Consider the following 16,768-nt stretch of genomic DNA (forward strand, 5'->3'; position numbering starts at 1 on the left):
ACCCGCTCCGCGTCAGCCCGGGGAGGTCAACCCGTGGGCGAGTTCGAGGTGCCGGAGCGTCATCCAGCGGGCCGATGCCGCCCATCCGCCCCGCGTGACAGTGTTCCGCGCATGGACACCATGCCGATGGACACCGTGCCGATCGCCCGCCGTACCGGACCGACCCGCCGCCGCATGCTGGGAGCCGCCCTCGCCCTGGGCGCCGTCGGACCACACCTCGACGTCCAGGCCACCGGGCGCGGCGCGTCGTCGGGCGGGACCGTCGTGGCGTGGGCCCTGGCGCCCATGCGATTCCCCCCACCGAGGTCTCGTGACCGTCGCCCAGTACGCGGAACCGTCCCCACACGCCGTGCTTGTCCGAACAGGGCCCGATGAGCCGGTCCGTGGTTCGGTTCATAAGATCAGGGGTCTGTCGGTGTGTTCGTTCACCGCTCGGCTGTCGGCCGTGTCCGGCCCATTCCGCTCCTTTCCCCTCCAGGGCCGATGAAATCGGGCGAAGCCCCCCTCCTGAGGAAGTCGATCAAAACGCCTCGCCCGGGCCCCGCCCCCGCTAGCCTGTCTGTCATGCACGTGTTCGAATCATGCGCCTGGCCCGTGGTTGCACCCCGTCGGGCGGGCGCCGCGGAAGTCGGGTTCGGTCGGCGAGCAATTCCGGCCGGACCCCGGCGCATGCTCCAGCGCGACTGACATCTCTATTCCAGGGGGGAAAATGAGGCACGTTCGAATACGCCGCCGGATCGGCATGCTGGCGGTCGCGGTGCTGACCGTCGCGGGGTCCGCCATGGTGGTGCCGCCGAGGCAGGCGGTGGCCGCGTCCGGGCCCACCGATCACGTCGTCTTCTGGAACAAGGTCCTGCTCGATGCGTACCGGCAGACCCGCAACACCGGTCCCGGGCCGTTGGCGCACGCGGGAGCCGTGATGCACACGGCGATCTGGGACGCGGTGGACTCCGTCACGCCCGCCGCCGACCGCCGGTTCCGTCCGTATCTGACCGTGGTGCCGGCTCCCGGTACCGCCTCGGTCGAGGCGGCGATCGACCAGGCGGCGCACGACACCCTGGCCGCGCTCTTCCCCGGCTTCAACCCCGGCCACGACTTCGCCGCCGACTTCGGCCGGGCGCTCACCGCGGCCCGGGCCACCATCCCGGCCTCCGTCACCGACACGGCCCGCAACCAGGGGGCCGCGGTCGGAAGCGAGGTGGCCCGGGTCGCGGTCGAGGGCCGGCCCAGCACCACGCCCGCCTGGGACCCGTCCTACACCCCGGACAACGTGCCCGGCGCCTGGCGGCCCACGGATCCGGGGCAGTCGGCCCCGGTCAACCCCAACTGGGGCCGGCTCGCTCCGTTCGCCATGACCTCCGGCGCGCAGTTCCGTCCCCAGCCTCCCGCGCAGGCGGCCTCCTACGCGGCGCTGCTGGCCGACCCCGCCTACGCCGCGCAGGTCAACGAGGTGAAGTCCCTGGGCTCGGCCACGTCCACCACCCGCACCGCCGATCAGACCAAGCAGGCGTTCTTCTGGGCCAACGACGTCGACGGCACCTACAAGCCGCCCGGCCAGCTGTTCGACATCACCCGGACGGTCGCCCAGCAGAAGGGGCTGACCCAGGCGGAGAACGCCAGGCTGTTCGCCCTGGTCGCGGTGGCCCTGGCCGACGCCTCGATCGTCGCCTGGGACGCCAAGTACGCGGGCGGCATCGACCTGTGGCGCCCGCAGAGCGCGATCCGGCTCGCGGACCCGAGCACCAGCCCGGCCATCACCCCGGACCCGGCCTGGCAGCCCCTGTCCGTCAACCGGGCGGGTGAGCGCTTCAGCCCGCCCTTCCCCGCCTACATCTCCGGACACGCCACCTTCGGCGCGGCCTGGGCCGGGGTGATGCGCGGCATCTTCGGCGACCAGGTCACCTTCACCGCCACCACCGACGACCCTCAGGCGGTAGGGGCCACCCGCACCTTCACCACCTTCACCGCCGCGGCCCGGGAGAACGCCCTGAGCCGCATCTACCTCGGTGTGCACTACCGCTGGGACGCCGACGCCGGAGTGGCGGCCGGCAACTCCCTGGGCGCCTACGTCCGCGGCAATGTCCTCACCCAGGCGCCGGCCTATGTTCCCGGCACCGGCTGGACCTTCGCGGGAGTCGCCGACTACGACGGCGACGGATACTCCGACACCATCGCCCGGGACGATGCGAGCGGCCGGCTCTACCTCTTCCCCGGGGCCGGGGACGGATACAGCAGCCGGGCGCGCGTCGAGATCGGTATCGGCTGGAACAACGCCACGTTCGCCGGTGTCGCGGACTACACCGGCGACGGCAAGCCCGATGTCATCGCCCGCAACAACGGCAACGGCAACCTGTACGTCTACCCCGGGACCGGCGGGACGGGGTACCTGGCCGGAGGCGTCGAGATCGGTATCGGCTGGCAGGATTTCACGTTTGTGGGTGTCGCGGACTATACGGGTGATGGGAAGCCCGATGTGGTCACCCGTAACAACGGCAATGGCAATTTGTACGTCTACGTGGGTGCGGGTGGCACCGACTACCTCACCACTGCCGCGGAGATCGGTGCCGGCTGGCAGGATTTCACGTTTGTGGGTGTCGCGGACTACACGGGTGATGGGAAGCCCGATGTGGTCACCCGGAACAACGGAAACGGCAATCTGTACGTCTACCCCGGGACCGGTGGCACCGGCCAGGTCGGCGCCGCTCGCGAGATAGGCAACGGCTGGTGACCCGCTGAGTCGGCCGCCGGGCACGGTACCGGCCCCGGCCGCCACGATGGCGGCCGGGGCCGTGTCGTCGGGGACGCACCCCGTCGAGGGCGGTCGGCCCGGCGGCGGTCGGGGCGTCAGAAGGGCAGGACGCGGCGGAGGAAGGCGTCATTCCAGAAGTTGGCGTCGCCCTCGACCAGGGTGCCGTCGTCGGCGGTGAACAGGACGGCGGTGCCGAGGCCGCCGACGACCGGGTCGTAGGAGCTGCCGGTGGACTGGGAGCCGTCGGCGGCCACGCTGACCCGCTCGGTGCGGCCGGTCCACAGGTCGTGCCGGAAGACGTCGGCGGCGAGGTTGGTGTCGCCCGGGACGAGATTGCCGGCGTCGGAGTTGAAGTACACCCAGCGGTTGCCGGGGGCGACGACCGGCTCGGAGGAACTGCGGGTGGTGACGGTGCCGGGCAGGGCGATCGGCAGCCGGCGGACCGCGCCCGTCCCCAGGTCGCGGACGAAGAGCTCCTGGTGGCGGAAGTTGCTGCCGGGTTCGTTGGGGACGAGGTAGGAGTAGACGGCGAGGCGGCCGTCGGGGCTGATCGTGCCGGTGGCGGCGGGGTGCGGCGTGCCGGACTCGTCGGCGCTGGCGACCGTGGTGCGGCCGGAGGCCAGGTCGTGGACGTAGTACGGGTACTGGCGGGGCGGCCGGGTGACCGTGTCGTCGCCGTGGAGGTAGCGGCGGCGGGGCCGGGGCTGCGCGGCCTCGTCGGCGGCGGCCTGCGCGTCGGCCGGCTCCTCGGCGGACGTGCCGCCCTCGGTGCGCGGCACCAGGTTGGTGGCGCGGGAGATGAAGCCGACGCGCCCGCCGTCCGCGCTGATCACCGGCCAGAAGGAGTGGCGGTTGGCCGGTGAGCCGTCCGCGCCGATCGTGAGCAGGCGGGTGGTGTGCCGCCACCGGTCGGTGACGTAGATGTTGACCGTGCCGTAGGGGCTGGCGCCGGGTGCCAGGTCGTCGCGGGTCGAGGAGAAGGCCACGTAGCGGCCGTCGGCGCTGATCGACGGCTCGTTGGCGTACCGGTCGGGTTCCAGCTGGGCCGGGCCGCCGGCCGTGATCCACTCGATGCCGCCGGTCCACAGGTCACGGACGTAGACGTCGGTCGTGCCGTTGGTGTCCTCCGGGACGAGGCCGGCCAGGGAGGTGAACACCACGGAGCGGCCGAGGGCGTCGATCTCGCCCTCGTAGGAGTAGCCGTCGGCCTGGGCGCCCGTGGAGGTGAGGCTGATCCGCTCGACGCGGCCGGTCCACAGGTCGCGGACGAAGACGTCGGTCGTGCCGTTGGTGTCGCCCGGCACGATGTTGGTGGCGTCGGAGTCGAAGACGGCCCAGCGGCCGTCGGCGCTCAGCCCGGTGGCCCGGCTCCCGTGGTCCGGTTCGGCCCCGCCGATGCCGGTGCTGAGCCGGGCGGTGCGCGCCCAGAGCCCTCCGGCGGGCGCCGCGTTCGCCTGCGTCGCGTCCGTCTGCGCCGCGCCGACCGAAGCCGGGGCGACCGAAGCCGGGGCGGCCGGGGCGGCCGGGGCGGGGGCGGCCTCGGCGGGGACGACCGCCGTCGCCCCGGCGAGGACGGCGGCGGCCAGCACCGCGGCGGCCCGCACCGCGCGTGGGCCCCGGATGGCGCGTGCGGTGCGTGCGACCGGTGGTGTGGTGGTCATGGCGGGTTCCCTCCCTGCTCGCGCCTCACCGCGCGCCCGGCCGGGAACCGCCGCGCGGCCCGCCCCCCTCGGCGGTCGGCTGGGTACGAGCCAACCGCCGGGCAGGACCCGGGTCAATGCCCCGGACACCGCCTTGATGAGATCCCGCCAACCCGTCGCCCCCGGGGCGAGCGCTTCCGCCCGGCGGACCCGGAACGCCCGTTTCCGGCCACGGCGCGGACGGGGCGTGAGGGAGCCGTGGGGCCGATGGTGCCGGTGCGGCGGCGGGCGGGACGGGCGGGGCGCAACGCGTCCGGAGGGGCGCCCTCCGGATGTCCCGGGAAGGGCCGGCAACGGCCCAACCCGCGTCCGTCGCAGGCCTGTGCGGCCCGCCCGGCGTGCCCCTACGATGTGAGCGCCGTCGGGCCTGACCCCCGACCCCGCCCCTGCCGGCCGACACCGGGCGGCACCGGTCCCCTCCCTGACGGACCGGTCGCCCCGTCGGGCGCCGCGTGCCCGGCTCACCCCGGGCGCGAGCGGAGCAGCGGGCGGGCAGCACCGCGCAGGCCGCCCGTGACCACCCACACCCGAGGGGTACGCCCATGCACGCCGGCACCGCCGTTCCACCGGTCAGACCCGTCCCCGCGCACCGCGCGTTCCGCGCCGTCCGCGCCCTGCTGCCCGTCCTCGCCGTGCTGGCCGCCCTGCTGGGCGTCAGCCTCCCGGCGGCCGGCCCGGCGCACGCCGCCGTGCCCGACCGCTGGGGCTTCGCCTACCTCGACAACCCGGCCCCGCCGCCGGGGTACGTCCCCGACACCACCCGCCAGTGGGGCAGCTGGCCCTCGCCGGCGGCCAACCCGGTGAGGGTCGACAAGGTCGGCACCGGCTCCTACGTCGTGCACTTCCCGCTGATCGCGGGTCCCGGCGGCATCGCGCACGTCACCGCCGTCGCCCGCACCGGCTCCTGGTGCCAGGTCCGGGGCTGGGCCACCGCGGGCTCCGGCCAGGACGTCGCCGTCGGCTGCTACCGCACCGGCGGGGCGCCCGAGGACAACCGCTTCACCGTCCTCTACACCACCAGCAGCGGCGTGCCGTCCACGGCGGTCGGCGGCTACGGCTACGTCTTCGCCAACCCGACCGGGTCGGTGGTCACCCAGTACAACTCGACCGGCGGCACCAACGTCGTCGGCCCCGGCGGCACCGGCGTCTGGAAGGTCTGGCTGCCTGGCCTCGGCCAGTCCACCCCGGCGGGCAACCTGGAGGTCACCGCCGTCGACGCGGCCAACGGCGCGCGCTGCAAGGTCGCCGACTGGGCACCGTCCTCGACCGGCCAGACCGTCATCGTCAACTGCTACAACGCCGGCAACGTCCTGTACAACACCCGCTGGACGCTGAGCTACTCGGAGAAGCGCGCCGTGCACGGCCCGGCCCTGCCTCCCAACTCCTACGGCTACCTGTGGTTCAACGGCGGTCTGCCCGCCGCGACCAACTTCAACTCCTCCGGCGCGGTCAACACGCTCGCCGGCTCCGTCCCCTACACCGTCAACCTGCCGAACATCGCCGTGCCCTCGGACACCGCGCAGGTGACGGCCTTCGGCCCCGGTCCGGACCACTGCACGCTGGCCGCCCCGTGGAACCGCAGCGCCGGCACGGTGAACCTGTACCCGATCTGCTTCAACGCCTCCGGCTCGCCGCTCCCGTCCCGCTTCTTCACCGCGTACACCTCGGCGTTCTGATCCGCCGGCGGGCGGGCCCTGGGCACACCACCGCCCCGGGCCCGCCCGCGCCCCCGCTCCGACGGACGCCGCCGTGCCCGGATCCACCGTCCCCGGATCCGTCGCCCCGGCCGCTCGGACCGGCGCCCGGAGCCCGTGGACGCGGCGGTCCCGGCTTCTCAGCTCGGGTCCCTGCGCATGCACCAGGTGCGGGGGCCGCCGTCGGAGGAGGGGACATCGGCCGTGACCCGGAAGCCGAGCCGCTCGTAGAACCGCACATTGGCCTCGCTGGACGTCTCCAGGAACGCGGGGTACCCGGTGCGTTCGGCCTCCTCGATACCGGGGAGCAGCACCGCACGGCCGAGGCCGCGCCCCTGCACCTCCGGAGCGACGCCGACCGTGCTGAGGAACCACACCGGCTCCCGCGGCCGGTGCGGCTCCACGTCCCGCTCGGCGGCCTCGAAGGCGCTCTGCCGGTCGCCGGCGAGCTCGCCGAGCAGCGGACCGATCTCGGCGAAGGCGGGCGAGGGGTCCTGACCGGGAACGGACCAGGCGGCCACGGCCAGACCGCCCTCGGCGACCCACACGCGGCCGTAGGGCACGGCGATGCGGGTGAGGCAGAGCTCCTGGAAGCGCCTGACCCGTGCTTCGTGGCCGTCGGCGGCGATCACGTGCCGGGTGAAGGGGTAGTCGGCGAAGGCCCGGCCGAGGGTGTCGACCGCGACGGGGACGTCGGCGTCCGTCATGGGACGAACGGTGGGGGCGTTTTGGGTCGGTTCGTCATTCACCGTACGGATCCTGTCACCCGGCCGACCCGCCCGACAAGGCGTTCTGCCCCGGGCAGGGCCCGTCGAGCCCCGACCCGGCACCCCGCCGCCCGCTCCGGAACGGGTTCCCGTCGGTCAACGGCGGACCCGGTAGCGCAGGTGCAGCACCCGATCGCCCTGGACCACCGCGTCAGGGTCCTCCAACAGGTGCTGCGCGTGGACCGACCCGAAGTAGCGCTTGCCGGACCCGAACACGACGGGTACGACGTCCATGCGCACCTCGTCGACCAGGCCCGCGGCGAGCACCTGGCCACCGACGTCCCCGGCGGCGACCTCGACCGTGCGGTCACCCGCGAGCTCCTGTGCCCTGGCCATGGCCGCCTCGACGCCGTCGACGAAGTGGAACGGCGCCTCGGGGTCCCAGCCCTCGGGCGCCGGCCGGTGCGTCACGACGACCACGTGGTCGATCCCGCTCGGGGGCTTCCCGCCCCAGCCGTCCGTCAGGTCGAAGACGCGGCGGCCGACGATCGTGACGCCGATCCGGTCCCAGTACGGCCGGGTGTAGTCGTAGGACGTCTGCGACACCTTCAGCTCGCCGCTCTCGTCCAACGGGACGTCGCCGCCGGACAACCAGTCGAACAGCGGCCCGGGCTGGTCGTTCTCGTCCGCGACGAAGCCGTCCACCGACACCGAGCCGTACATGACCACCTTGCCCACGGGATTCTCTCCTCTGCTCCGGGGTGCCCCAACGTAGCGGGTTGTGAGCGGGGCCGGGTCCGCGGTACCGGCGGGGCGGCTGCGACAATCCGGATCATGACGGTCGAATGGAACAGGGACGGCGTGGCCTTCCGGCGCGCCGCAGGTGAGCACACGCACGAGGTACTGGGCGTACTGGACGAGGCCGCGGCCTGGCTCGGTGCGAAGGGCGTCCGGCAGTGGCCGGCGCGCTTCGGCGCGGACTGGGTCGAGGGCTCGATCGCCCGCGGTGAGACCTGGCTGGTGGACGTCGACGGCGAGCCCGCGGGCACGTTCACCCTGGACTGGGCCGACCCGAGGTGGGCGGAGCTCGGCGGCACCGCCGGGTACGTCCACCGGCTCGCGGTGCGGCGCCGGGTGCCGGGGCTCGGCGCGGTGATCCTGGACCGGGCCCGCGAGGCGGCCCGGGAGCGCGGCGTCGACGCGCTGCGCCTGGACTGCGTCCGGCACAACGAGCGGCTGCGGGCGTACTACGAGGGCCGGGGGTTCGTGCACCGGGGGGACGTGCCGGTGGACGGCCCGCCCGGGGAGCGGCCGGAGGACGGCCGCCCGGCGGTCTGGCTCAGCCGCTACGAGCTGGCCCTTCCGCCCGGAGCGTGAGTCCGGCGGCGAGTCGGTTCCGGGGGTGCGGCGGCACGGGACGTCGGACCGGCCGACCTCCCGCGCCGCGCGGTCCCGGTGCTACTTGAGCATGCGGGCCGCCTCCACCTGCTGGAGGTGGATCACGACGTCGTGCGACTCCGCGAGCCGGATCTGCGGGGCGTCCACGATCCCGGGGTAGGTGGCGCCGATGTTCCTGAGGGTGCGCGGTGCGGCGAGCCAGGCGCGGGCCGCCGCCGGGGCGTTGCGCAGGTCCACCACGAAGTCGCGGTACCGCACCCGGTCGAGGGTGTGCTCGACGGTGCCGGACGCGGCCGGGCCGACGGTGAAGCGGTGGGCGCCGCCGTCCCGGCCGAAGGCGTTGAACGAGCCCCGGTCGAAGGTGAGGCCGACACTCAGGTAGCCGCCGCCCAGCTGCTCGCGCAGGAAGTCGCCCTGGACCTTCGGGTACGTCTCGGGGGCGTAGGTCCTGAGGGCGGCGTGGCCGTTGTGGGCGGCGAGCGCGATCTTCTCGCCGGTCCGCCGCTGCCACCAGGCGACGTTCTCCGCCATGATCCGGTCGCGGTGGAGCATGGCGTCGGTGATGCCCTGCGGGTCGTCCAGGTCGAAGGCGAACAGCGTGGTCATCTGGTGGATCGCGGTGGCGTGCTGGACGGCCCAGGCGTGCGCGTCGGAGCCGGCGCCCGTGCCGGGCCGCTGCTTGAGCAGGTCCACCGCCCGGCCGGTCCGCTGGGCGAGCTCCTTCCGTTCGGCGATCGGCTTCGACAGGTAGTCGTTGACGTACGTCTCGGCGTCGGTGGCGGGCCGCAGGCCCCGGTACAGCTCGGTGAGCTGCGGGGTGAGTTCGGGGCGGGCCGCGGCCGCGTAGGCGCTCACCTCGTCGTACAGCCCGGCACCGGCGAACCCGCCGTCGTCGCCGACGAAGCGGACCGGGTCCTTAGGGTGCTTGACGTTGTACGCGCGCATCCACTGCAGCAGGTCGCGGTACTCGGCGTTGTTCCACCACCGGTAGGTGCCCTGGAACTCCTCGTCCATGATCTGCTTCAGGTCGCCCTCGCCGCGCAGGAGATAGGCGTCGAGCCGCAGTCCGGTGCTCCACGGGGCTTCGAGGGCGAAGGCCCGGAAGCCCTTCTCCTCGACCAGGTACCGGAAGACCCGGTGCTTGACGGTGAAGAACTCGTGCGAGCTGTGGGTGGCCTCGCCCAGACCGACCACCCGGGCGTCGCCGACCATCCGGCCGAACGGGCGGAGGTCGGCCAGGCCACCGAGGGGCTCGGTGGTGCGCAGCGGGTGGGCCACCCGACCGAGGGCCTCCTCGGGGGAGGCCGATGCGGTGGCCGGGGCGGGCGGGGCGGGCGAGGCGGCGGCGGAGGCGGCCGGGGCGACGGCCAGGGTGGCACCGAGCGGGACGAGCAGGGCGGTGATCAGGGCCTTGTGCGTGTTCATGGGCCCAACCCTCGCCGTGCGGGGGTGCCCCGGACCATCCGCTGAGCCCCCCGATCGGCCCGGGGGTTGGCCTCACCCGCCGATGGGCGGGGGACCGGGACCGCGCTCCCAGTCGTGAACGGGCGTCAAGGAGGTTTCCCCACCAGCGTCCAGGGCCTATCGGCGACCGGTGATCCGCCCCCGCCGGGACCTGTGTCCGGCGACCCGTTCCGCCACTCATGCAGGGCCCGCCGAATCGGCGAGCCCTGCATGACTATCGGCCCGACACGCCCGCGCGGGCCAGGTGTCGGCGCCGTTCCGGCTACAGGGGCCGGACGGCCTCAGGGACGGCGCACGGGTCAGCGGGTGCAGCTGATCGCGGCGTTGGCGGCGTAGTAGCCGGGCGCGAGCCGGTAGGAGTCGGCGTAGAGCAGCACACACTGCTCGTTGAGGAAGCCGCTGAGCAGCGCCTGTCGGCGGGCGTCCTTCTCGGCATCGCGCTTCGCCTCCTTGGGGCTGTTCTCGTAGCCGGAGCCGACGAACCGCTGCGTCTCCTGGACGGTGGCGGCGGTGGTGCCGGTGGCGCTGCCGGTGGCATGCGCGGCGGTCGGCGCGAGCACGGCGAAGCCGGCGAGGAGGAGGGCGGCGCCGCCCCGGACGAACATCGACGTCATGGTGTTCTCCTTCTGTCGTTCCTGGTGGGATTCGGTGTGGTTCAGCGCTGGCAGAACACCTGGGCGACCGCGTTGAACCAGCCGGTGCCGGTCGACCTGACCTCGGAGCCGAGGAGGTAGCACTGGCTGCGCTGCCAGCCGGCCGCCCGGGCGTACGAATACGCCACGTTGGCCGCGCTCTCGATGGCCGAGCCCATCGAAGCGCCGGTTCCGCCGCCCGTGAACTTCGCGGACTCGGTCGCGGTGACCGATTCGGCTCGGACCGGGGCGGCCTGGGCGGACGAGGCGATACCGCCGACGAGGACGCAGGCGGAGGCGGTGACGGCCACGGCGGTGACACGCAGGCGGAGGCTGAACGAAGGGCTCACGGGTACTCCTCGGTGGTGTTCTGCCGGTCTCTGGTGCGGTCGGCCGCACCGGCCGACCGGCTCAGTCTGACCGTGCGCGTTCCGGCCCCGCGAAGCCCTTCGACCTCCATCGAATTCGGGCCCGCCGGGAGCTGAAGCCCCTGGCCGGGGCCGCCCCGGCGGAAGCTCGGTCCCGGTGGGCGGCAGCTGTCCCGGCCCACCGGTGGCGCTGGCGCGGCCTCGGCCGAGGCGCTCTTCCCACCACCGGCCGGTCCGGGGGAGTGGGCGGTGCGGTCCGGCCGGCTCCCGCTGTCAACCCCCTTCGGTGGTAGCGGCGTTCGCCCCCCGGGGGCTGGCCGTCGGAGGTGCCGGGCGGACACCCTGGTGGCGGCCGCGCCGTTCCCCCGGGCCGGCCCGGGGGTCGGCGGTGCCGGGGTGCCGCCGACCCCCCTCGTGCTCGCCCCCGGATCCAGGAAGGCCGCCCCCGATGGACGAGACGCTCGACCGGTTCCTGCCCGCCTACGGCCACCGCACCGTCCACGGCATCACCCTCGCGGCACCGCCGCACGAGGTCTGGGCGGCGCTGAACGCGGTGACGCTGGCGGACCTCCCGCTCCCGAGGATGCTGCTGGCGCTGCGGACCCTGCCCTCCCGGCTGCGCGGCAAGGGGCCCGACCTCCTCGACCGGTCGATGCCGCTGGCCGACCTGTTCCGCAGGGGCGACCGCTGGGTGACGCTCGCCGAAGAACCCGGCCGCGCCCTGGTGCTGGGCCGCGTCGCACGGTTCTGGAGCCCGGTCCCGGGGGAGCCGGCGCCGCTGGGCGACGGCTCGGGCTTCCTGGCCTTCGGCGAGCCCGGTTACGCGAAGGCCGTGATCTCCCACGAGGTGTTCCCGCACGGCACCGGTTCGCGGCTGGTGACCGAGACACGGATCCAGGGGACCGACGCCCGCGCCAGGCGGCGGTTCGCCGCCTACTGGCTCCTGATCCGTCCGGGCGTCGGGTTCATTCGGCGAAGCGCCCTCGCCGCGGCGGGCCGTCGCTGCGACGGCCCGCGTTCCTGAAGCCTGCGGCGGAAGGCCGAGTGCGGACAGGCCGCTCTGCGTCCCGGGCTCGCATCGTCCGGGCGAGGTCGCGCAGATGGGCGGCGGCAGCCGCGGAGGATCCGCCGGTGCTTCATGCGCGCGAAGGACTCCCGACGGGCGAATCGTTCGGAGCCCGTACTCGCCCGGCCCACGCCGCTCCTGTCGCGGGGAAGCGGCACTGCCGCCGGCACCTGCCGACCAACGGCAAGGGCTGTGAGCGGATTGACGTTCCACCGAGGCTCGGACGGCCGGGACAGGAAATCTTGCGGTCAATGGGCGGGAAAGTGGTTCTTGCCACCCCAGAGCGTGCCGAAGAATTTCCTGTCCCGGTGCGGGGCCCGGGCTACGGTGAAGGCAGCCGTCCGGGCCGCCCGGAACCGGTGTGGGCGGCGCGGTAGTGGCCCGGGGGCATGCCGACCGCCTTGCGGAAGGCGCGGCTGAAGTCCTGGGCGTGGGGGAACCCCCACCGGACTCCGATCGCGTGGACGGGGACGGACAGCTTGGCCGGGTCGGCGAGATCGGTGCAGCAGCGGCTGATCCGGCGGTGCCGGATGAAGCCGCTCACGGTGGTGCCCTGCTCCTGGAAGATGCGCTGGAGGTATCGCAGGGAGATCCGGTGCGCGGAAGCGATGGCGGCCGGGGTCAGGGGGCGGCCGAGATTCTCCTCGATGAAGGCACTGATCTGGAGGAAGAGCAGGTCAGGCCGGGTGGCGGAGGTCGTCGGCGTCGGGCCGTCGAGATGGTGGGACAGGACGGCCGCGGCGAGATCGATGCCGATGCCGCCGAGCTGGACCTGGCCGAACGGGGCGTAGGCCGCGTGTGACTCGGCCATACCGGTCAGCAGCTGCGCGAGCAGTCGGCCCATGCCGCTGTCGGCGGGGAGGGGGACGGCCAGGAGTCGGCTCACGCGGTGGGGCGGCAGCGGCAGCAGCTTCTTGGGGAACTGGAGCACCAGGCTGTCGGCCATCCCGGTCCCGGCGTCCACGAATCCGACGAACGGGCGGGAACTGTCGTAGAACACCAGGCTGCCGGGATCCAGCAGCACGTGGTTCCGCGCCTGCTCGACGCCTTGCCGTCCGGAGGTCACCAGGGCCAGCTGGTAGAGCTCGGGATCGGACCGGCGGATGAACCGCGGCGTGCGCTCGGAGAACACGGAGCCGTAGGAGATGGCCGACAGGTGTGCGGCACCGAACGCCATGGAGTGGATACGGGCCCCGAAGGTCCCGGGCCCGACGAAGCGGAAGCGCATGGGCATGAGCGCCGTCCCGGTGACGTCGTTCCAGGCCTCGACGCGGTCGGCTTCCGCTAGATGGGAGCTGTCGAACACCCTCAGCATCGTGGTCCTTCCGATCCGGTGTGCTGACCGGCCTCCCCTCACTGTGGTCCGAGTCGGGCGGTGTCAGAAGTGCGCTCTCGGCCAACAGCAGTGCGTGTTCGCCCCATGTCGGCCGGACCGGGCCCGGGCAGGGTTGTGCCTGCAACCGACAGGGCGCGCCGATGCGAAGGGTCCCGGCCGGGGACCCCGGCCGCCCGGGGGAGGAGCAGTCATGTCCGTACGCCACGGGGGCGTCCGAAGGTCGGCGGGGTCGTCGCGGGGGAGGTTCTCGGCGGTCGCGGCCGCGGGAGTCTTCCTGCTCGCCGTCGGCGGGGGAGCGCCCCAGGCGTTCGCCGCCCAGGCGGGCGGCGGCCAGCTGACCCAGGCCCAGAGCGCCGCGCTGAAGGCCGAGTCCGCCCGCTACCTCAACCTGCCGGGCGCCAAGCAGGTGGCGCCCAACAAGATCGAATTCGACGGTGGTGAGGTGCTCGTCGCCATCCCGGGCGAAGCGAACCCGCGCAGCCTGGGCGGCACCAAGGCGGCCGCCGTCGACCACTGCCTCGACCCCGGCCAGCCGATGTACAACGGCTGGTTCTGCGCCTACGAGAAGGACGACTTCCAGGGCACCGAGGTGCAGTGGTACAAGTGCGGCACGTACCCGGTCGACTTCGCCACCCACCACGGGTCCTGGTCCAACAACCAGCACAAGGGGCGTCAGGCACGCATGTACGACAAGAACGGCAAGCTGATCTACACGACCCCGCCCGCCTACAGCTCCGACAACCGGGGGAACTGGTGGCCGGTCTGGACGGTCAAGCCCTGCTGATGGCCGCGGCCTCCGGCCGCAGCGATGGCCCGCCGGTCCGCCCCACTCGCTGAACCGGTGCCCTGCCCGGCGCGCGGGTGGTCTTCTCGCCGGGACGTCTCAGGCTCCGAGGGGCACTGTGGAGCGGTGGGCCGGCGTCGGGCGGGTGCCGGTCGGGTTCCGCCGGGACCCGACCGGCAGTGCGAGTGCGCCGCGCGCGAGCAGGGCGCCGGCTTCGGGCCGGCTGCGCGGCGCACACCGCGGTCCTCACCGGCACCGGCCTCCTCGACATCCGACGACCGGAGGGCGCGCGCCCCGGTCGGCCCGACGGACCGCTCTTCGAGTCGGCGGATCAGCGGGGACGGTTCCGTACGGGTCAGCCGGAGTGTTTGACCACACCGCCGACAGCGGGGTTGGCCTCCCGGTACTCCGGATCACCGGAAGCGAACGGGCTCACCGCCCCGTAGGGCAGGTCGAACTCGGCCCAGTAGAGCCGCATCGCGACGACGTAGCTCTCGACCGAGTCCGGTTCCAGGAAGAAGACCTCTCCGCCCGTCCCGATCGCGCCGATCCGGCGTTCGAGGTCGGCGCGTTCGCTGTCGTCGGCGCGGCGGACCTGGACCGGGCCCATGTCCTTCCAGCACGAGATGCGCTCGACGCCCGCGAAGAACAGGTCGAGGACCCGGTGCGAAGGACCCTCGTCGTCGTCCATGGGCGGGAAGCCGCGGATCACGGCATGCGTGTGGCCGTGCCGGTAGTCGACCAGGCTGAACTGACGCCGGTCGGTCACGTACGGTTCGGCAGGCACAGCACTCACTTCTCCTTCACCACAGCCCGGCTCTTCAGCTGCTCGGTCCAACGGTAGTAGTCGACGTCGCCCATGCCCGCCCGGCTGTCGACGGCCACGGACCCGCATCCTCACGGCGTCGCCGGATGCCCCATGCGCTCACGGGCCGTCGTGCCGCGCCGTTCCACCGGGACCGTACCCGTCGCCTCGGCCAGGCCGTAGGTCGGCATGTCGACGTATATCGACTCGTGGGAGCCGGCCGGCACCACGAAGGTCTCGTGCCAGATGCCGACGTTCCCCCCGCCTTCGCGGGCCAGGCGGTTGAAGGCCGCCCAGGCCGGCCGGTGCTCGCGGTCCTGGTCGGCGGCGTAGGCGAGCAGCTTCTCCGGAGACTCCCAGTACTGGACCAACTCGATCACCCGGGGCAGGCCCAGTCGCATCCGGTAGCCGAGCAGTCCGCTGTGCGGATCCTCGGCGAGTTCCCTGAGCATCCGCGGCATCGCGGCCGAGGCCGGCCACCAGCTGCGCAGCGCACGGAACCGGTTGATTCGCATCCCGATGTGGAACACCACCACTGGGCCCTCGTGATCGGCGGTGGTCCGGCCCCGGTTCAGTGTTGCTGCCATGACGAAGTGCCTCCTCGGCGAGCCGTGTTCGGGCGCGCTTGATGGGTAGCTGGACTATCCTTGTAGGATATTGGCACTATCTTTATGAAGGGCGCAAGTGGATGCGACTCGCGGAACTGAGTGAACGCAGCGGACTCCCGACCGCGACGATCAAGTACTACCTGAGGGAGCAACTCCTGCCGCCCGGCGTGCTGGTGAGCGCCAAGCAGGCCGACTACGGCGAGGAGCACCTGCGCCGACTGCGGCTGGTGCGGGCGCTGATCCAGATCGGCCGGATGCCGATCGCGACGGCCCGCGAGGTCCTGACCGCCATCGACGACGAGAACCTCGACCAGAACGACCGCCTCGGTGTGGCCGTCGGCGCACTGCCCCCCGGCCTGACCCGGCCCGACCAGGACGACCGGGCCACCGCCGCCGCCCGCCGCGAGGCCGACCTCCTGCTCGACTCGCTGGGCTGGGAGGACTGCGCAGAGGCCTCATCGGGGCCCTACCGCGCGCTCGTCGCCGCGCTGGCCGCACTGGCCGCCCTCGGCTACCCGCACGACCTCGACCATCTGCTGCCGTACGCTCAACAGGCCACCCGGTTGGCGGCGCACGACCTGGACATGATCCAGGAGTGCGAGGGCCCGTCGGAGCAGATCGAGGCGGCCGTGGCCCTCACCGTGCTCTACGAGCCCGTCCTGCTGAGCCTGCGCCGCCTCGCCCATGCGCGGGAGAGCGCCCTGCGCCACGGAACCCGCGCCACCGGCCGGTCGACCGCGTAAGCGGCGCCGGCCGTCCCACGGCGGGGGTCCGACACCGTCGTGGTCGCAGGTGGGAATGGCGACGGTGTTGCCGAGTCTGCTGTCCTCCGCCGGTTCGGCGAGGAGCCGTGTCCGACGAAGGCGCGCGATTCCGTGTCCGGACCGGCGTGCCGTCGCGAGGTGCGTCCGTCGACGACGGCCTGTGGAGCTGGTCCTGCCGCCTGTTCGTGGCGGCGGAACAGCGCCGGCACCTGGCAGCGGATCCTGGCCCGTCCCGGTGAACCGGCCGACCGGGTACCCCTGCCGCTCGGTTGTGCGCGAGCCTGGTGGGCACCCGGGTCGGGGGTCAGAGCTTGTACATGGCGTGGTACGGCTGGACGATGCGTTCCTCGTGTGATCCGAAGTCGACGTGTACGGCGGCGTCGCCGGTCTCCTCGACGCTGACGACCCGGCCGAGGCCGTACCTGTCGTGGGTGACGCGGTCGCCGGGGGCGAAGTGCTTGCGCGGCGCTTCGGGCCGCGCTTGGAAGGGGCTGGTGGGCATGTGGCGGCGGGCTGCTGCATATTTCGTCATTTCCGGCCAGTATGCGCCGGAAGGCGCGGCAGCGGAACCATCCGGAGAGTTGAAGTCGGCGGCGTCGAAATCCGTGTGTCCTGCGGCACGTTCCGGACCTGCGCCCCGTGGCGTGCTGTGCCGCTCCTGGCCGGGACCGCCGGGAGGGCCCGGCGGCGGAC

Annotated in this window: 16 protein-coding genes; 6 read left to right on the plus strand and 10 right to left on the minus strand. The window is 73.2% G+C overall.

Going from position 1 to position 16,768, the window contains the following annotated elements; all coding sequences use genetic code 11:
* Positions 1-709 precede the first annotated feature (709 nt).
* Positions 710-2,728, plus strand: a complete 2,019-nt coding sequence (locus ACFVFS_RS23650; RefSeq protein ID WP_380626612.1) for an FG-GAP-like repeat-containing protein — start codon at positions 710-712, stop codon at positions 2,726-2,728.
* A 116-nt stretch (positions 2,729-2,844) separates the two neighbouring features.
* Here the strand turns inward: ACFVFS_RS23650 and ACFVFS_RS23655 are convergent, their stop codons facing one another.
* On the minus strand, positions 2,845-4,410 hold the full coding sequence (locus ACFVFS_RS23655; protein ID WP_380626613.1) for a TolB family protein: 1,566 nt from the start codon (positions 4,408-4,410) through the stop codon (positions 2,845-2,847).
* Between the two features lie 581 nt (positions 4,411-4,991).
* Between ACFVFS_RS23655 and ACFVFS_RS23660 the strand changes: the two genes are divergently transcribed.
* A complete protein-coding gene (locus ACFVFS_RS23660; RefSeq protein ID WP_380626615.1) occupies positions 4,992-6,125 on the plus strand; it encodes a hypothetical protein in 1,134 nt (377 codons plus the stop codon).
* Positions 6,126-6,283: 158 nt separating this feature from the next.
* On the opposite strand, the gene ACFVFS_RS23665 is transcribed toward ACFVFS_RS23660, so the two are convergent.
* Positions 6,284-6,850, minus strand: a complete 567-nt coding sequence (locus ACFVFS_RS23665; protein WP_380626617.1) for a GNAT family N-acetyltransferase — start codon at positions 6,848-6,850, stop codon at positions 6,284-6,286.
* Positions 6,851-7,006: 156 nt separating this feature from the next.
* Positions 7,007-7,588: a dihydrofolate reductase family protein gene (locus ACFVFS_RS23670; RefSeq protein WP_380626618.1), complete on the minus strand. Its 582-nt coding sequence runs from the start codon at positions 7,586-7,588 to the stop codon at positions 7,007-7,009.
* A 96-nt stretch (positions 7,589-7,684) separates the two neighbouring features.
* Between ACFVFS_RS23670 and ACFVFS_RS23675 the strand changes: the two genes are divergently transcribed.
* A complete protein-coding gene (locus tag ACFVFS_RS23675) occupies positions 7,685-8,227 on the plus strand; it encodes a GNAT family N-acetyltransferase (protein ID WP_380626620.1) in 543 nt (180 codons plus the stop codon).
* Between the two features lie 81 nt (positions 8,228-8,308).
* Here the strand turns inward: ACFVFS_RS23675 and ACFVFS_RS23680 are convergent, their stop codons facing one another.
* The 3 genes from ACFVFS_RS23680 to ACFVFS_RS23690 all read right to left on the minus strand — a co-directional run bounded on the left by ACFVFS_RS23680 (position 8,309) and on the right by ACFVFS_RS23690 (position 10,694).
* Positions 8,309-9,673 carry an erythromycin esterase family protein gene (locus ACFVFS_RS23680; protein ID WP_380626622.1) on the minus strand — a complete coding sequence of 455 codons (1,365 nt, stop codon included), beginning with the start codon at positions 9,671-9,673 and terminating at the stop codon, positions 8,309-8,311.
* 338 nt (positions 9,674-10,011) lie between these two features.
* Positions 10,012-10,326 carry a hypothetical protein gene (locus ACFVFS_RS23685; protein ID WP_380626623.1) on the minus strand — a complete coding sequence of 105 codons (315 nt, stop codon included), beginning with the start codon at positions 10,324-10,326 and terminating at the stop codon, positions 10,012-10,014.
* A 41-nt stretch (positions 10,327-10,367) separates the two neighbouring features.
* Complete coding sequence (locus ACFVFS_RS23690; RefSeq protein WP_380626625.1) at positions 10,368-10,694, minus strand: hypothetical protein; 327 nt, start codon at positions 10,692-10,694, stop codon at positions 10,368-10,370.
* 466 nt (positions 10,695-11,160) lie between these two features.
* Here ACFVFS_RS23690 and ACFVFS_RS23695 point away from each other — a divergent pair, with 466 nt between their 5' ends.
* Entirely contained in the window at positions 11,161-11,736 is a 576-nt protein-coding gene (locus ACFVFS_RS23695; RefSeq protein WP_380626626.1) for a hypothetical protein, read from the plus strand.
* Between the two features lie 364 nt (positions 11,737-12,100).
* Here ACFVFS_RS23695 and ACFVFS_RS23700 read toward each other — a convergent pair whose 3' ends face one another.
* On the minus strand, positions 12,101-13,084 hold the full coding sequence (locus ACFVFS_RS23700; RefSeq protein WP_380626628.1) for a helix-turn-helix domain-containing protein: 984 nt from the start codon (positions 13,082-13,084) through the stop codon (positions 12,101-12,103).
* Between the two features lie 220 nt (positions 13,085-13,304).
* On the opposite strand from ACFVFS_RS23700, the gene ACFVFS_RS23705 reads away from it, so the two are divergent.
* Positions 13,305-13,898 carry a hypothetical protein gene (locus ACFVFS_RS23705; protein ID WP_380626630.1) on the plus strand — a complete coding sequence of 198 codons (594 nt, stop codon included), beginning with the start codon at positions 13,305-13,307 and terminating at the stop codon, positions 13,896-13,898.
* 355 nt (positions 13,899-14,253) lie between these two features.
* Here ACFVFS_RS23705 and ACFVFS_RS23710 read toward each other — a convergent pair whose 3' ends face one another.
* Positions 14,254-14,685 (minus strand): hypothetical protein, encoded by a 432-nt coding sequence (locus ACFVFS_RS23710; RefSeq protein WP_380626632.1) that lies wholly within the window; start codon positions 14,683-14,685, stop codon positions 14,254-14,256.
* Between the two features lie 110 nt (positions 14,686-14,795).
* A complete protein-coding gene (locus tag ACFVFS_RS23715; RefSeq protein WP_380626634.1) occupies positions 14,796-15,290 on the minus strand; it encodes a DUF4188 domain-containing protein in 495 nt (164 codons plus the stop codon).
* Between the two features lie 101 nt (positions 15,291-15,391).
* Here ACFVFS_RS23715 and ACFVFS_RS23720 point away from each other — a divergent pair, with 101 nt between their 5' ends.
* Entirely contained in the window at positions 15,392-16,054 is a 663-nt protein-coding gene (locus ACFVFS_RS23720) for a MerR family transcriptional regulator (RefSeq protein ID WP_380626635.1), read from the plus strand.
* Between the two features lie 325 nt (positions 16,055-16,379).
* Here the strand turns inward: ACFVFS_RS23720 and ACFVFS_RS23725 are convergent, their stop codons facing one another.
* Positions 16,380-16,607: a hypothetical protein gene (locus ACFVFS_RS23725; protein WP_380626637.1), complete on the minus strand. Its 228-nt coding sequence runs from the start codon at positions 16,605-16,607 to the stop codon at positions 16,380-16,382.
* Positions 16,608-16,768 lie beyond the last annotated feature (161 nt).

Source organism: Kitasatospora sp. NPDC057692, from assembly GCF_042799475.1.
In the GTDB taxonomy this organism is placed as follows: Bacteria; Actinomycetota; Actinomycetes; order Streptomycetales; family Streptomycetaceae; genus Kitasatospora.

What these genes read in the sequence shown, in the direction of transcription:
- ACFVFS_RS23650 (WP_380626612.1), top strand. Translation starts at nt 710, where the DNA reads ATGAGGCACGTTCGAATACGCCGCCGGATCGGCATGCTGGCGGTCGCG.
- ACFVFS_RS23655 (WP_380626613.1), bottom strand. Translation starts at nt 4,410, where the DNA reads ATGACCACCACACCACCGGTCGCACGCACCGCACGCGCCATCCGGGGC.
- ACFVFS_RS23660 (WP_380626615.1), top strand. Translation starts at nt 4,992, where the DNA reads ATGCACGCCGGCACCGCCGTTCCACCGGTCAGACCCGTCCCCGCGCAC.
- ACFVFS_RS23665 (WP_380626617.1), bottom strand. Translation starts at nt 6,850, where the DNA reads ATGACGGACGCCGACGTCCCCGTCGCGGTCGACACCCTCGGCCGGGCC.
- ACFVFS_RS23675 (WP_380626620.1), top strand. Translation starts at nt 7,685, where the DNA reads ATGACGGTCGAATGGAACAGGGACGGCGTGGCCTTCCGGCGCGCCGCA.
- ACFVFS_RS23680 (WP_380626622.1), bottom strand. Translation starts at nt 9,673, where the DNA reads ATGAACACGCACAAGGCCCTGATCACCGCCCTGCTCGTCCCGCTCGGT.
- ACFVFS_RS23685 (WP_380626623.1), bottom strand. Translation starts at nt 10,326, where the DNA reads ATGACGTCGATGTTCGTCCGGGGCGGCGCCGCCCTCCTCCTCGCCGGC.
- ACFVFS_RS23695 (WP_380626626.1), top strand. Translation starts at nt 11,161, where the DNA reads ATGGACGAGACGCTCGACCGGTTCCTGCCCGCCTACGGCCACCGCACC.
- ACFVFS_RS23705 (WP_380626630.1), top strand. Translation starts at nt 13,305, where the DNA reads ATGTCCGTACGCCACGGGGGCGTCCGAAGGTCGGCGGGGTCGTCGCGG.
- ACFVFS_RS23715 (WP_380626634.1), bottom strand. Translation starts at nt 15,290, where the DNA reads ATGGCAGCAACACTGAACCGGGGCCGGACCACCGCCGATCACGAGGGC.
- ACFVFS_RS23720 (WP_380626635.1), top strand. Translation starts at nt 15,392, where the DNA reads ATGCGACTCGCGGAACTGAGTGAACGCAGCGGACTCCCGACCGCGACG.
- ACFVFS_RS23725 (WP_380626637.1), bottom strand. Translation starts at nt 16,607, where the DNA reads ATGACGAAATATGCAGCAGCCCGCCGCCACATGCCCACCAGCCCCTTC.